The sequence below is a fragment of the Pseudomonas sp. AN-B15 genome, assembly GCF_019056475.1.
In the GTDB taxonomy this organism is placed as follows: Bacteria; Pseudomonadota; Gammaproteobacteria; order Pseudomonadales; family Pseudomonadaceae; genus Aquipseudomonas; species Aquipseudomonas parakoreensis.
Window position 1 is genome coordinate 4,777,999 of record NZ_CP049737.1, and the last position, 14,884, is coordinate 4,792,882.

A 14,884-nucleotide genomic window follows, 5' to 3' on the forward strand; every position below is an offset into this window, starting at 1 on the left:
ACTCAACTACCTCACGTATCTGCGGCGGGCCCGCAGACCCGTAAAGGGCGAATACGATACACCTCGGTATATGAAAGGGTAAAGTTTAAAACATCTCGCCCTACCCACAACGAAAGGAAAATTACTTTGCAAAAACCACACTCAAGAAGCGAAAGCCATATTACGTAGCCACATACCCAAGCCCAATACGACTCACACTTGTACCAATACGCTGAATATAGTTCAAAGCATACTCATATCGTAATTTTGCAACAACCTGAACTTCTTTTGTATCGCTTTTTATCTTTAAGCCGTCGAGCTCAAGTTGAAGCTCTAATAAATTAAGCCTACCGCTCTCTATAACGCCCCCACGCTGAGCAATAAATGCCCGCCATTCTACTTTTTGAATTGCAGGATTGTTTGAATCCTCTTTTGGAGACTTCAATCCCAAACCCAATATTTTTCCTCCAAACTCCACGTAACAATAAGATCCGCTATTAATGTGTCGATCCGTTAATTCAGCCAAATTGGTCACCGCATGAAGTCTTATTGCAGTGAAGGGCCTTAGACTCGCGTCATTACCACTTTTGAAAGCTATAGTGCTCTGACCAGGTTGTAAGTCGCACGCGGGCGTAGCGCAAACCCACCAAGTCTCGTCGAGTTTGAAAACGTGCCCACTATCCAACTGATCGAAACTAGCAGAATTAGAATCTTCAGTTCTCGACGGGAGACAGCATATATAGCGATTATATTGACTTATGGCAGTCCTCTTATCATTCTCATTATCTAGATCCACCCCATAATGAGTCTTAAAAACAAACCCAGCAGACTTATCAACGTCATAAATTTTCTGGCCAAAATTCGCAATGCTTTCCTCTACCATAAAAGATAGCATTTCGGATTGGCGTGAAACGTGATTTTTTAGCTTATGGCGCCGTATAATATTAACTTGCTCAACTGGAAGATCTGAACCTCCGGAATTCAGTATTAGGTCATAAAATTTAGCAAATGCATGTGTTTGCTTTAAAGATTGGTCCTCAATTTCAACTCCCATTTGGCTTACTTCATCTCGGTACTTAGCCGAAAGTAACCGTGATGGTGTAGGTTTCCAGTCTACAATTGCGTTTTCAAGCACGGCCAGGAGGTTTTCTGGACCTTTTTTAACAAAACATACGAAACCTCTAGCAGCCCGCAACCACTTGGATTCTTCAGAAATTTTCCAAACCAATCCGACAGGTGGCTTTTTTGTAAAATCATTCTGATATTTTTTTTCGAAAGCACGTATTGCCCAATAAAAAAAACATTTCTTTGCTTTCTGATCCAATTCTAGCGCTTTAGCCCATTCACTAAGCTCTATGAAAGGCGCAGCGGACTGCATAAATTTTCCGAGAGCTGATTTAAAGTCCTGCTCCGACCTCCTTAATTCTAAATAAGAGGCCATATCGATTTTCTCTAATATCTCCCCTCGATCAAAATCCCCAAAATCTTCTTTCTCAGAAATTAAATCGTCTAATTTATCAAGTGCGACTGTACACTCTTCAGAAAAGCTTGACGAGATACTATTCATCAGTGAGATTAGGCATTGGTGCATAGTCGTTTCAAGATCTTCACTCGTATGAATAACAACCAAATTAAAATGACGATTATCTAAAACTGATGCGAGTATCTGACGAGCCATATCTCCACCAAGCCCAGCTTCCGCACCCTCCAAATTATAGTCCAATATAAGCAAATCTGACTGATGCAGATGATTGGCTAATTCACGAGGAGTTTCATTGCCAGCTGATTCACTTGTGGGATTCTCCGAAACACCATCATGAATATCGATGATAAAGCCGGGTTTTTGAGTCCGAAACTCGTTGATCAACCCATAAACTTCACCGGCAACAGCCGAATTGACCCATGTTTTTCTTGATGATTTAGCCTCTATACCTGAGGAGTGTTTATCACCGGTAATTCTGGAGTTAAAGATCTCTTCCCATGTAGGATACTGATCATCAACAATAAGAACGGAGCGAAGTGGTTTAATAAAAGCTTCACGAACCAAATCGTTAAAAGTCATTACTTCAGCCAAAATCAGCGCCCCTCAAGTTAATTACGAAATTTGCACCACTCAACGGTTGAAATTTTTTATCCACCGCATATTCAATCGAATGACCACCTGCGATTAGATTTACTCTACAGAGATAAAGACCAATACCCCTACCGCCACTTGTTTTACGTGTAAAAAACATCTTAAACAAGCTTTCTTGATCTACCGGATTAACACCAGGCCCATTATCAGACACAATGATTTTTTTATCTTCAACGGAAAGATAGACCTCTGGCTCGGGCGTTTGCGAACTAACCAACCAGTAAATACTATTATTTACCAGATTGACAAAAACCGGATACAGACGAGAAGGCTGCTCATAAATAAAAAAATCGTGAAAAGCTTTTGATGCGTGTATTTTTACTTCTCGATTTCGAATTACAGATCTAAAAAAATTGACAAGATACTCTTCGATTTCCTTGCCTGAAATCTGCCTACGCACACGATTACCTGAGACTTTCAGTGGAGAAAGAAACTCAAGTTGTTGACTCAGAGCATCAAACCCTTCAATGACTAGATTTGTGCCTGGCGGTTCTCCCGATTGACGTATCTGTCGAATTCCTTCTCTTATCATTCGCTCATTAGCATTTAACTCGTGCCCCAAAATCTCAACAGTCACACCGAGCTGAGCAACTTGGTTTAGTCGATTCAGATCATCACGCAATGCAATATTATCCGCAGTCCCTTGCCGAGCGATTAATTCTATATTTATATTTTCACTCATTAACTCGAGAGCATCTAGGTAGGACTCAAAAGTTTCCGTATTGTCCGAATCCAATCTTGCATAAAGAGACTTCATCTGTTCCAAGGCCTCATCAAGTCCCAATCGTCCTTCACGAACCTGAGCGACAAGCGGCATGGTCTGATGGTGAAAAATTTTATTCCGCTCTTCAAAAAGTGTAGAAACACGACTTCTTTCAGCGTTCTGCATATCATCTATCGACTTACGCCAGAAGCGTAATCTAGCCTGTAAACGACTCGCATGGCTACTTAGTTGTTTCTGCACAATTTCTTCAGGCTTAGAGGGCTTAACCTCTTCAATAGCACTAGCTCGCCGTTGCTCTAAGGTTCGAATTCGATCTTGTACCTCAGCATACATTGATCGAAAAGCGCGATAATCGTCCTCAACTGCACCAAGTTTTGCTGGTGCACCAGAAATCCGTAAATCTAGTAACCGATTACTAAGATCACTAATCAACGTTTGAGCTTCCTCAAGTCCCTGCTCATCTCTGATTACGGTCTCGTCAACCACATCCTTTGTTTCATTAAATAATTGATCCATCAACGGATAGTTCTTTTTAAATCTTGCGCGAAATTTTTTTGCGTTATTCTTTGCAAGCTCTTTACGCTGCTCTTCAGCCTTTTCTCTTTCGTTTTGTGCTTGGATATCAGGAAGCAACTCCTTCCTCAAATTAGAGCTGCTTCCGAAATACTCATAGGCCGCGCGCTTAAGAATATTCTTAACGACTTCACGCAATACCTTTGTTGCTCGATTATCAATAAATCCTTCACGCCCAGCTTTATCACGCAAATTAGGATTTAGTTCCCTTGATATCGCAATCCGACCAAACATACGCCTTGCGTTCCAATACTCCCGACCTGCGTTAATACTTCTTTGTTTCTCGATTTCAAAAAAATCGTTTACCTCACGACCGTAAGGCAAAACTCGCAATCCGTTACGAAAAATTAAAAAACCGCTATGTTGCTTAGCTAGTCCATCGAAACGAGTAAAATCTGCATCTGACAAAGTGGAGTTAACTCGAGTTTGCTCAAAGGTCGCAATGTGCAGGCCGAAGGGCCCAATGAACGTAGTTGGCCCCTTGGGTATGGTTAGATCTTTCGGCGGATATATTTCGTAATCTGAACCAAGTTTTCTCCATTCGCCAAATGCTTTTACCTGCCCTCGGAAAACACCTTCTTCATCGATATTCCCTGACAGAACGTGTTCCATTTCATCTGTAACACTACGATTTAACGACTCTCGGTCATCCTCGACGATAGCAAGGGATACATCATTAACCCAGGTTCTAACTTCGTAAGCGAAATCAGGATCAAATGCATTAAATTCGCTAGTTCCCGCCTCGACATAGGGGTCAGTAAACGCGGAGAGAGTTGCGAAAAATGCTTGCCGAATAATCTTAACATTGGCATCTAGCTGAATTGAGGGCAACTGTGCACGCAGGTCATAATTTATGTCAGATACAACTAGGGCTGTTCCGTGTTCTTTCTCCCCTCTCCAAACAGACCACGGGTGAAAATGTCGCTCTTCGAACCGCGCATTTATTATAGTTCTTGCAATAAGCTCAGATGGCTTTTCTGCAGTTTGATCGGCTTCAAGTATAACTTTATCATACGTTTCCCAAGCCAACTTCAACCGATCAGCACGCCTTTCGTCAGCAGGACTACCCCACACATTATCGGTTAAACGATCAAATAAACGAGGAAGCAACTTGAAAAGTTCCGACCTATCAGAAAACTGAGTAACTGGAACTTCGATATCTGACAAAACCAAATATGGATTTTCGAATATACGCCAGTCGATAAGCGCAGCGACAAACCCGCTATTTTTTCTCTTGCTAACAATTAAAAGCAGAGGACCAATATTAGCTGATGATAAGCGACCAATACCTTTTTGCCCCTGCTTTGTTCTCCTTGCCAATCCGTCACGGTCATCATCATCTGAAGTATTTTTATTATATTTTGAATCTGTACCTACCACGAGCCAACGATTTATGAAATCCTCATAATTCATACCGTGCCCGTCATCGAAGATGGCAGCTACTGGTTCTGGATCATCGAAAATATGAAGCGCTACGTTTCTAGCGTAAGCGTCATAGGCGTTTTTCCACAACTCTGAAATAGCAGTTGGGCAGTCAGCTATCTGCTCTCGCCCCAAGTGATCGACTGTTCGAGCGTGAGTTCGAAAGGCAAGTGTCTCAATCATAAGATCTCAACTTCTTCTTTTTGAAATCGCGAGTGGTCGCACAATTGCTTTAGCCCCAAATCATTATCTATCAGATTTTTCTTTAGATACTGAATGAGATATTTTCCAAGCTCAACCGGAACTGCATTACCAATTTGTCTACTGGCTGCCGTTATTCCTCCTGCAAAGGTAAAGCTATCAGGAAAAGTCTGGATTCTCGCTGCTTCACGCAAAGTGATCCCATGGTTTTTTGTAGGATGTACAAATCGACCTTTAGAAGGATTAATACACGCGGTTGTCATAGTTGGAGCGGGTTCGGCGGGATTGATCCGCCCGTAAACATCTTGATGCCCGTTATGTTTTTCGTGACATGGCAAAATACGTCCAGAATCTCTGCGACTCCCACCATTGAGCGGAGTTTTACTAAACGCTTCTAATAGATCCGGCCCGTGATTCATATGAATGTCATTTTCATCACTTTGCAACGCTGGTCTAAATACATCATTGCAGCTTAGCCAGACTTTCTGCTCTCCAACTTCCTTTCCTGGTGCAGCATGCGTAGGTGCTGGAGGCCATTTAAAATCTTCAGCATCTACAGAATCTCTAATCCCTAATATGAATACTCGCTTCCGTCTCTGCGGTACGCCAAAATCTCGAGCATCTAACACAACAGGTTTGAAGACTTTATAACCAGCCTTAACGCCTTCTTTATAGAATTTTTCGAGGTAATCCTTGTGGCGCTCCCAAAGTATGCCTGGGACATTTTCCATAAGAAAAACGCGCGGACGAAACGCTTTTACAAATCGAAAATAGGCTAGGACCAACTGATTACGCGGATCATTTACACCTGCATCGAGTATCCGATGCGTCGAAAATCCTTGACAAGGAGGTCCTCCTAAAAGGAGATCACACTCAATATCACCAAGATATTCAGAGCGTACATCCTCAGGTGTATAACCTAAGATACTTTCGTCTAACACAGTTGCATTTTTTGCAGCGTCATATTGAAGCAAATTCGCTTTGTAAGTTTTCACTGCATAAGGATCATTTTCAATGGCGATAGCGATTGAAAAACCGGCTTGCACAGCTGCTAGCGAAAAACCACCGGCTCCCGAAAATAAATCGACAACAACGGGCTTCGGCTCACTATAAATTTTATTCATTCGAATTCTGAGTGCTCAATTGAGGCTACCCTGTCAATAAATCAGCTTGGTAAACTTTTGGAAAAATTACAGAAACATTGCACATGAATTCGGACCTTCATCCATTTCCGTCCAAGAGCCACGTCGTGCCGTGAAATTGCCTGCACGTTTGGAGTCTATCGTTTGATTCCTCTGTGAGAAAGCCCGAATGGCGGAATGCAGGCCAGTCTCATCTCAAAGGCACGACTGCGTGCCAAGCCATTCGACGGACTTAAAGTCAGTACTACCCCCCTACCGAATCCATGCTTTCTCATAACATTTGATAATAGCCAAGACGTCTGCAGTCTACCCTCTTGAATGCTAGCGTCCAACAGCACCACACGGATAAAAACTCATTAAAAAGCCCGCATTTAGCGGGCTTCAGAACGTGCATTTTTTATCAGTGTTGATTCGCGCGCTGTCATCACTCCCACTCAATCGTCGCCGGCGGCTTGCTCGACACGTCGTAGGTAACGCGCGAAATGCCTTCGATTTCATTGATGATGCGGCCGGAGACGGTTTCCAGCAGTTCGTAAGGCAGGTGTGCCCAACGTGCGGTCATGAAGTCGATGGTTTCCACGGCACGCAGGGCCACGACCCAGGCGTAACGACGGCCATCGCCAACCACACCAACCGATTTCACTGGCTGGAACACTACGAAAGCCTGGCTGACCTTGTGGTACCAGTCGGCCTTGCGCAGTTCCTCGATGAAGATGTGGTCGGCACGACGCAGCAGGTCGGCGTATTCCTTCTTCACTTCACCGAGGATGCGTACGCCCAGGCCCGGGCCCGGGAACGGGTGACGGTAGACCATGTCGTACGGCAGGCCCAGTTCCAGACCCAGACGACGGACTTCGTCCTTGAACAGTTCGCGCAGTGGCTCGACCAGTTTCAGGTTCATCTCTTCCGGCAGGCCGCCCACGTTGTGGTGCGACTTGATCACGTGCGCCTTGCCGCTTTTCGCGCCAGCCGACTCGATCACGTCCGGGTAGATGGTGCCCTGTGCCAGGTACTTGATGTTGTCCAGCTTGCAGGATTCGGCATCGAACACGTCGATGAAGGTACGGCCGATGATCTTGCGCTTCTTCTCTGGATCGGATTCGCCGGCCAGGTTGCTGAGGAACTGCTCTTCAGCGTTGGCGCGGATCACCTTGACGCCCATGTTCTCGGCGAACATGGCCATCACTTGCTCGCCTTCGTGCAGACGCAGCAGGCCGTTGTCGACGAAGACGCAGGTCAGCTGATCGCCGATGGCTTTGTGCAGCAGCGCCGCAACCACCGAGGAGTCAACACCGCCGGACAGACCCAGCAGCACGTTGTCGGTACCGACTTGCGCGCGGATGTTGGCGATGGCGTCTTCAGCGATCTTCGACGGCGTCCACAGGGCTTCACAGCCGCAGATGTCCAGTACGAAGCGCGACAGGATGCGGCCGCCCTGCTTGGTGTGGGTCACTTCCGGGTGGAACTGCACGCCGTAGTAAGCGCGCTCGTCGTTGAACATGCCAGCGATCGGGCAGCTCGGGGTGCTGGCCAGGATGTGGAAGTCTTCCGGCATCTTGGTGACCTTGTCACCGTGGCTCATCCACACGTCGAGGCCGAACAGGCCGTCGGCGTCGATGTGGTCTTCGATGCCGTCGAGCAGGCGGCTCTTGCCGACCACGTCAACGCGGGCGTAACCGAACTCACGCAGTTCGGAACCTTCAACCTTGCCGCCCAGTTGCTCGGCCATGGTCTGCATGCCGTAGCAGATACCGAAGACCGGCACGCCCAGGTCAAACACCGCCTGCGGGCAGCGCGGGCTGTTGGCTTCGTGTACGGACTCGGGGCCGCCGGCGAGGATGACGCCTTTAGGCGCGAATTCGCGGATCGCATCTTCGTCCATGTCGAACGGGTGCAGCTCGCAGTACACGCCGATCTCACGCACGCGGCGGGCGATCAGTTGGGTGTATTGCGAACCGAAGTCGAGGATCAGGATGCGGTGAGCGTGAATGTCGAGGGCCATGATTCAGTCTCGTCTTAAGTAATTCAGAAACAGTCGTGATTCAGAAACAACTCGGGGCTGAATAAAACAGCCCCGGTTGCTTGATGATTTGTTTGAAGCCTCAACCTACGCGGTAGTTTGGCGCTTCTTTGGTGATCTGCACGTCGTGAACGTGGGATTCGGCCATGCCGGCACCGGTGATCCGCACAAACTCAGGCTTGGTGCGCATTTCTTCGATGTTGGCGCTGCCGGTGTAACCCATCGAGGAACGCAGACCGCCCATCAACTGGTGGATGATCGCCGTCAGGGTACCTTTGTACGGCACGCGGCCTTCGATCCCTTCCGGAACCAGTTTCTCGGCGCCTGCCGAGGAGTCCTGGAAGTAACGGTCGGAAGAACCTTGCGCCTGGGACATGGCGCCCAGCGAACCCATGCCGCGATACGCCTTGTACGAACGACCCTGGAACAGTTCGATCTCGCCCGGGGCTTCTTCGGTACCGGCAAACATCGAACCCATCATCACGCAGGAAGCACCAGCGACGATGGCCTTGGACAGGTCACCGGAGAAACGGATGCCGCCGTCGGCGATCAACGGCACGCCTGTGCCTTCAAGGGCAGCGGCGACGTTGGCGATGGCACTGATTTGCGGTACGCCGACACCGGCGACGATACGGGTGGTGCAGATCGAGCCAGGGCCGATACCGACCTTGACCGCATCGGCGCCCGCTTCGGCCAAGGCCTTGGCAGCGGCGCCGGTGGCGATGTTGCCGCCGATCACCTGCACTTCAGGGAAATTCTCTTTGACCCAGCGAACGCGGTCGATCACGCCCTTGGAGTGACCGTGCGCGGTGTCGACAACCACCACGTCCACACCGGCGTTGACCAGCGCAGCAACGCGGTCACCGGTGTCTTTACCGGTACCGACGGCAGCGCCCACGCGCAGACGACCTTGATCGTCCTTGCTGGCCAGCGGGTAGGCCTTGGCTTTTTCGATGTCTTTGACGGTCATCATGCCTTTGAGGGCAAACTTGTCGTCGACGATCAGGACTTTTTCCAGGCGGTGCTTGTGCAGCAGCTCGCGGACTTCGTTCTTGTCGGCGCCTTCACGCACGGTGACCAGACGCTCTTTAGGCGTCATCACTTCGCGGACGGTGGCTTCCAGACGGGTTTCGAAGCGTACGTCACGGGACGTGACGATGCCGACCAGGTCGCCATCGTGCAGCACCGGAACGCCGGAAATGTTGTGCAGACGGGTCAGTTCGAACAGGTCACGCACCGTGGCATCAGCCTCGATGGTGATCGGATCTTTCACGACGCCGGCTTCGAACTTCTTGACCTTGCGCACTTCGGCAGCTTGCTGCTCGATGGTCATGTTCTTGTGGATGATACCGATACCACCTTCCTGAGCCATGGCGATTGCCAGACGGGCTTCAGTGACGGTGTCCATGGCGGCAGAAACCAGAGGAATATTCAGCTCGATGCCACGGGTAAGGCGGGTCTTGAGACTGACTTCGTTAGGAAGCACCTCGGAATAACCGGGCACTAGGAGAATGTCGTCGAATGTCAGAGCTTCTTGGCTGATACGCAGCATCGCGGGGGCTCCCGAGCGGGAAAATGGAAGCGCGCCATTATAGTCAGACACCCCCTGCTGTTCAATGTAAAACTCAGCCTAATTGATGTACGGGGCCTGCTGTTTTCTGTAGGAGCTGCCGCAGGCTGCGATCTTTTGATCTTGGCTGTAAAAAACAACGTCAAAAGATCGCAGCCTGCGGCAGCTCCTGCACGTTCAAAGTTCGACTTTTACCCAACTGACAGGTTGATCGAGCCAATCGGCGAACTCATCGATAAAGCTCTGCTTGAACCCCGCTTCCAGCCAGTTGTTGAAGATGAACCCCAGGTTGGAAAACGCGCATTCCTGCAAGTACAGAAAGCCGTTGATGTCGTCTTCATGCCCGCATTCCGGGCAGGTGAAGTTGTCGGTGCGGCCTGGAAACCAGTCTTCGAGGCTTTCGAACAGCGCTTCGCCGACTTCGCGGCGGCATTCGGCGCAACCGGCCTCCTCGAGAAAGCCCTTGGCCGGCGTGTAGATGCAACGTTTGACGATGATCTCCAGACCATTGATCGGCTCGCCAAAAGGCAATGCCTCGGGGTGCAGCACCACCGCACGTGCGCCATCGGCAATCGCGTACGCCATGCGATTGCCGGTGCGTCCGCAGGTGCTCAGCTCTTCCTTGACAATATTCTTGCGTACCAGCCAGCGCAGAATCGCCCGGGCCCGGGGTTCGTGAACCGGCAGGGTGGAGATTTTCGGGACGATGATGCTTTGCGAATTCATGGAAAGTCCTGCGGTATGGCTTCTGACGCCTTCGCGGGCAAGCCCGCTCCCACAGGGTTCTCTGTCGATCACAAATCCTCTGTGCGCTCGAGAAACCTGTGGGAGCGGGCTTGCCCGCGAAGGGGCCCTAAAGGCCGGCAGCTTAATCCCTGACAAAATCCGGTCAAGTACCGAAATAGCGCCCGATCAACGCAATACCGCTGGCCAGCACCAGCCAGGTCACCAATCGTACAAACGCTTCACGCGACAAACGCATGGTCAAGCGCCGCCCGATCCACAGGCCCAGCGCCATGGCCGGCAACAGACAGACCGCCAACATCAACAAGGGTAGCTCGGCATACACCCCGGCGAGGGCAAACAGGCTCAAACGCACCACAGTGCTGCAACTGATCAGCGCACTTTGCGTGGCCCGCGCCGCGTCCTTGGGCAGGCGGCTGTTGAGATAGATCGCATATAGAAAGCCGCCACTGCCAAACAGCGCGCCAAACAGGCCGCCTATCGTGCCCATCGGCAGCGCCCATGCGGCAGACAACTGCGTCGGCCGGGCTTTCACCCACAGGCTGTAAACCGCATAAGTGCTGATGAACAACCCCATCAACAGCAACAACAGATCGGATTTGAGGTTGAGCAGGAAAATCACCCCCAACGTGCACCCCACCGCCATGCACGGCAGCAGCCTCAGCAATTCGGGCTTGGCCACGTCCCGGCGCGAGGGCAGCAGATTGCCGAACGCCGCGACAAAATCCAGCAGCACCAGCAGCGGCACGATTTTCGACAACGGCATGAACAGAATCAGAATCGGCCCCGCGACCAGCGCCGTACCGAACCCGGCAATCCCGAACACGATATAGGCCAGCGCGATCCCCAAACCGATCACCACCCAGCCGCCTGCGCCCCATGTCCATTCGCTCAATAACCCAACAACACTCATTGATCCACTTCCTTTATAAGCCTGAGATGACTTTAGCCAGCGCCAAGCCTTGCGACTAATATGATCAAAGTCGCTCACCCATCTCGAAAAGGCATACCTGGTGCTTTCAACCCGTCAACTGCGCTACTTCGTGGAAATCGCCGACTGTGGCAGCTTCAGTGCAGCGGCTGAACGCTTGTTCGTTGCGCAATCGGCGCTGAGCCGGCAAATCAAGGACATGGAAAGCCGCCTGCAAACGCCGCTGTTCGAACGCACCGCGCGTCAGCCAAGACTCACCGCGGCGGGCGAGGCGTTTCTGCCACGGGCGAGAAATCTGCTCAATGAGCTGAGCAAAGCCAGCGCAATGGCAACCGAAGTCGGCAACGGGCAAGTGGGCACTGTGCGCCTGAGTCATTCCAGCACCGTGTCGATCAGCGGACATTTATTACGTCGGATCAGCACTTATCTCGATCAGCAGCATGGCGTGTCGCTGGACATCGGCAAGCTGTCCTCCGAGGCGCAGCTTGAGGAACTCGCTGAAGGACGTCTGGACATTGGTTTGTTGCGCTTGCCGGTGTTGCGTCAGCGTGAGGGCATTCACATGCTGCCTTTATTCACCGAACGCCTGCTATTGGCGGTACCGAATGAACATCGATTGGCTGACTCACCCGCTGTCGAACTGGCGCAACTGAAAGACGAGCCGTTTATCTCGATCCCGCATCCGCAACGTGGCGGACTCAGTTATCTATGTGCCGACCTGTGCATGCGTCAGGGCTTTTTTCCCAAAGCGGCGCGGGTGATGTCACGCAAGACGACGCAGTTGCAGTTGATCCAGGCCGGATTCGGCGTCGCTCTGCTACCCGAATCGATGCAGGACATTGCTCCAGTTGGCGTACGATTTCTGCCGCTGAGCGATCCCGATTGCCAGACCACCGTCGCCCTCGCCTATCGCCAGAACCCTGCGCCGCTGGTCCAACACTTCATCCAGACCTTCACAAATCCCCTGTAGGAGCTGACGAGTGAAACGAGGCTGCGATCTTTCGATCTTGCCCTCCAAAAAAGATCAAAAGATCGCAGCCTTCGGCAGCTCCTACAGGGATTCGTGTATTGCGTCGGAAATTAGCTTTAAACTGCGGCCCATGATTAAAGATCCCTTTGCAAGACTTGGCCTGGACCGTGAAGTCCTGACCGTCAGCCAGCTCAACGGCCGCGCGCGGGTGTTGCTCGAAGACGTGTTCAGCAACATTTGGGTCGAAGGCGAAATCTCCAACCTTGCCCGCCCGGCGTCCGGCCACGTGTACTTCACCCTCAAGGACAGCGGTGCGCAGGTGCGTTGCGCGCTGTTTCGCAATAACGCGGCGCGGGTGCGTCAGGCACTGAAGGACGGTTTGGCCGTGAAGGTGCGCGGCAAGGTCTCGCTGTTCGAAGGCCGTGGCGACTATCAGCTGATTCTCGACACCGTGGAGCCGGCCGGTGACGGCGCGCTGCGCCTGGCCTTCGATGCGCTGAAGGAAAAACTCAGCGCCGAAGGCCTGTTCAGTGCCGAACGCAAAGTGCCGCTGCCGGCACATCCGCAACGCATCGGCATCATCAGTTCGCCGACCGGCGCGGTGATTCGCGACATCATCAGCGTATTCCGCCGCCGGGCGCCGCAGGTGCAACTGACGCTAATCCCGACCGCCGTGCAGGGCCGCGAAGCCACTGCACAAATCGTCCGCGCGCTGAAAATGGCCGATGCCCGGGGTTTCGACGCGCTGATCCTCGCCCGTGGCGGCGGTTCGCTGGAAGATCTCTGGTGCTTCAACGAAGAAGCCGTGGCGCGCGCGGTCGATGCCTGCGTGACGCCGATTGTCAGCGCCGTCGGGCATGAAACCGACGTGTCGATCAGTGACTTCGTGGCCGACGTGCGCGCTCCAACGCCCTCCGCTGCCGCCGAACTGCTGGCCCCGGATTCGAGTCACCTGATCCGTCAGGTCGAAAGCCTGCACCGACGCCTGGTGATGCGCATGCGTGACCGTTTGATGCGCGATCGTCTGCGCCTTGAAGGCATGGCCCGTCGCTTGCGTCATCCCGGCGAACGTCTGCGTCAGCAAGCGCAACGTCTGGATGACCTGGACATGCGCATGCGCCGCGCCTTCGAGCGCCAGCTCAATACTCGCCGCGAACGCCTGATCCGTCTGGAAACCCGCCTCGCCGGGCAACACCCGGGACGCCAACTGGCAATGCTGCGCCAGCGCCTCGACGGCCTCGCCGAACGCCTGCCGCGAGCCATGCGCGAAGGTCTGAAAAACCGTCGCCTGCAACTGCACAGTCAGATGCAGACGCTGCACGTGGTCAGTCCGCTGGCGACTCTGGGCCGTGGCTACAGCATTCTGCTGGATGAACGCGGCCACGCGATTCGCAACGCCGCGCAAACCCATACCGGCCAGCGTCTGAAAGCCAGACTGGGCGAAGGCGAACTGCAAGTGCGCGTCGAGGACAATCACCTGACGCCTGTCACCCTCTCTTTACTGGACTGATCCATGCCGCGTTTTTTCGCTCCGTTATTGCTGCTGTGCCTGACCGCCTTCAACGCCCACGCTGACAGCTACATCACCCGCCTGCTGAACAAACCGGTGCCGGGCGGCGTGGCGGTGGTTGATCTGGGCAGCGCCGCGCAGGCGCCGAAAGCCACCTATCAAGGCAAACCGGTGCTGGTGGTGAAAGAACAGAACAACTGGCTGGCGATTGTCGGCGTGCCGCTGACGGTCAAACCCGGCAGCCAGCAGATCAGCAGCAGCGGACGCAATCTGCCGTTCACCGTTGGCAACAAGAAATACCCGGAACAGCACATCACCCTGAAGAACACTCAGCAGGTCAATCCGAATCCGGCCAACCTCAAGCGCATCGAGGGCGAACTGGCCGAGCAGATCAAGGCTTACCGCAGTTTCAGCCCGAACACCCCGAGCAACCTGCTGCTGGACAAACCGGTCAACGGGCCGCTGTCGAGCAAGTTCGGTGTGCGCCGCTTCTTCAATGGCGAAGAGCGCAACCCGCACGCTGGCCTCGACTTTGCGGTGCCGGCGGGCACGCCGATCAAGACCCCGGCGGCGGGCAAAGTGATCCTCACCGGCAACTACTTTTTCAACGGCAACACGGTGTTTGTCGATCACGGGCAGGGCTTTATCAGCATGTTCTGCCACATGTCGAAAATCGATGTGAAGGTCGGCGATCAACTGGCCCGTGGTGCAGTGGTTGGCAAGGTCGGTTCGACGGGGCGGGCGACCGGACCGCACATGCACTGGAACATCAGCCTGAACGATGCGCGGGTGGATCCGGCGATTTTCATTGGTGCATTCCAGCCCTGAATTATGTATTGAGGCCATTGGCCTCTTCGCGGGCAAGCCCGCTCCCACAGGTTTCTCGGGTGTAGATAATGTTCGTGTACGACACGGACACTGTGGGAGCGGGCTTGCCCGCGAATGCGGTCTATCCAATCCGAAA

General features: G+C 52.3%; 10 protein-coding genes. 3 read left to right on the top strand and 7 right to left on the bottom strand.

Annotation, left to right across the window (positions count from 1 at the left end; genetic code table 11):
- Window positions 1-160 precede the first annotated feature (160 nt).
- The 7 genes from GTQ41_RS21535 to GTQ41_RS21565 form a co-directional block, all read right to left on the bottom strand.
- Window positions 161-2,053, bottom strand: a complete 1,893-nt coding sequence (locus GTQ41_RS21535; protein ID WP_217325355.1) for a response regulator receiver domain — start codon at window positions 2,051-2,053, stop codon at window positions 161-163.
- Entirely contained in the window at window positions 2,046-5,015 is a 2,970-nt protein-coding gene (locus GTQ41_RS21540; protein ID WP_047296325.1) for an ATP-binding protein, read from the bottom strand. Before GTQ41_RS21540 ends, GTQ41_RS21535 begins: the two co-directional genes overlap by 8 nt.
- Window positions 5,012-6,157, bottom strand: a complete 1,146-nt coding sequence (locus tag GTQ41_RS21545) for a DNA cytosine methyltransferase (protein ID WP_080963305.1) — start codon at window positions 6,155-6,157, stop codon at window positions 5,012-5,014. The genes GTQ41_RS21540 and GTQ41_RS21545 overlap by 4 nt, the downstream gene beginning before the upstream one ends.
- Before the next feature lie 442 nt (window positions 6,158-6,599).
- Window positions 6,600-8,177, bottom strand: a complete 1,578-nt coding sequence (gene guaA / locus GTQ41_RS21550; protein ID WP_047296326.1) for a glutamine-hydrolyzing GMP synthase — start codon at window positions 8,175-8,177, stop codon at window positions 6,600-6,602.
- A gap of 100 nt (window positions 8,178-8,277) precedes the next feature.
- A complete protein-coding gene (guaB, locus tag GTQ41_RS21555; RefSeq protein ID WP_041071849.1) occupies window positions 8,278-9,747 on the bottom strand; it encodes an IMP dehydrogenase in 1,470 nt (489 codons plus the stop codon).
- Between the two features lie 195 nt (window positions 9,748-9,942).
- The gene (locus GTQ41_RS21560; protein WP_041071848.1) at window positions 9,943-10,491 is read right to left on the bottom strand and encodes a hypothetical protein; all 549 of its coding nucleotides are present in this window, start codon (window positions 10,489-10,491) and stop codon (window positions 9,943-9,945) included.
- Window positions 10,492-10,654: 163 nt separating this feature from the next.
- Window positions 10,655-11,422 (bottom strand): sulfite exporter TauE/SafE family protein, encoded by a 768-nt coding sequence (locus GTQ41_RS21565; RefSeq protein WP_047296327.1) that lies wholly within the window; start codon window positions 11,420-11,422, stop codon window positions 10,655-10,657.
- Between the two features lie 100 nt (window positions 11,423-11,522).
- Here GTQ41_RS21565 and GTQ41_RS21570 point away from each other — a divergent pair, with 100 nt between their 5' ends.
- The 3 genes from GTQ41_RS21570 (at window position 11,523) to GTQ41_RS21580 (ending at window position 14,748) form a co-directional block, all read left to right on the top strand.
- A complete protein-coding gene (locus tag GTQ41_RS21570) occupies window positions 11,523-12,410 on the top strand; it encodes a LysR family transcriptional regulator (RefSeq protein ID WP_047296328.1) in 888 nt (295 codons plus the stop codon).
- 130 nt (window positions 12,411-12,540) lie between these two features.
- Window positions 12,541-13,920, top strand: coding sequence for an exodeoxyribonuclease VII large subunit (xseA, locus tag GTQ41_RS21575; protein WP_047296329.1), 1,380 nt, complete (start codon window positions 12,541-12,543; stop codon window positions 13,918-13,920).
- 3 nt (window positions 13,921-13,923) lie between these two features.
- A complete protein-coding gene (locus GTQ41_RS21580; protein ID WP_047296330.1) occupies window positions 13,924-14,748 on the top strand; it encodes a peptidoglycan DD-metalloendopeptidase family protein in 825 nt (274 codons plus the stop codon).
- Window positions 14,749-14,884: the final 136 nt, after the last annotated feature.

Bases quoted from the DNA above. Each gene is read 5' to 3' on its own strand.
- GTQ41_RS21540 (WP_047296325.1), bottom strand. From the start codon at position 5,015: ATGATTGAGACACTTGCCTTTCGAACTCACGCTCGAACAGTCGATCAC.
- GTQ41_RS21545 (WP_080963305.1), bottom strand. From the start codon at position 6,157: ATGAATAAAATTTATAGTGAGCCGAAGCCCGTTGTTGTCGATTTATTT.
- guaA (WP_047296326.1), bottom strand. From the start codon at position 8,177: ATGGCCCTCGACATTCACGCTCACCGCATCCTGATCCTCGACTTCGGT.
- guaB (WP_041071849.1), bottom strand. From the start codon at position 9,747: ATGCTGCGTATCAGCCAAGAAGCTCTGACATTCGACGACATTCTCCTA.
- GTQ41_RS21560 (WP_041071848.1), bottom strand. From the start codon at position 10,491: ATGAATTCGCAAAGCATCATCGTCCCGAAAATCTCCACCCTGCCGGTT.
- GTQ41_RS21565 (WP_047296327.1), bottom strand. From the start codon at position 11,422: ATGAGTGTTGTTGGGTTATTGAGCGAATGGACATGGGGCGCAGGCGGC.
- xseA (WP_047296329.1), top strand. From the start codon at position 12,541: ATGATTAAAGATCCCTTTGCAAGACTTGGCCTGGACCGTGAAGTCCTG.
- GTQ41_RS21580 (WP_047296330.1), top strand. From the start codon at position 13,924: ATGCCGCGTTTTTTCGCTCCGTTATTGCTGCTGTGCCTGACCGCCTTC.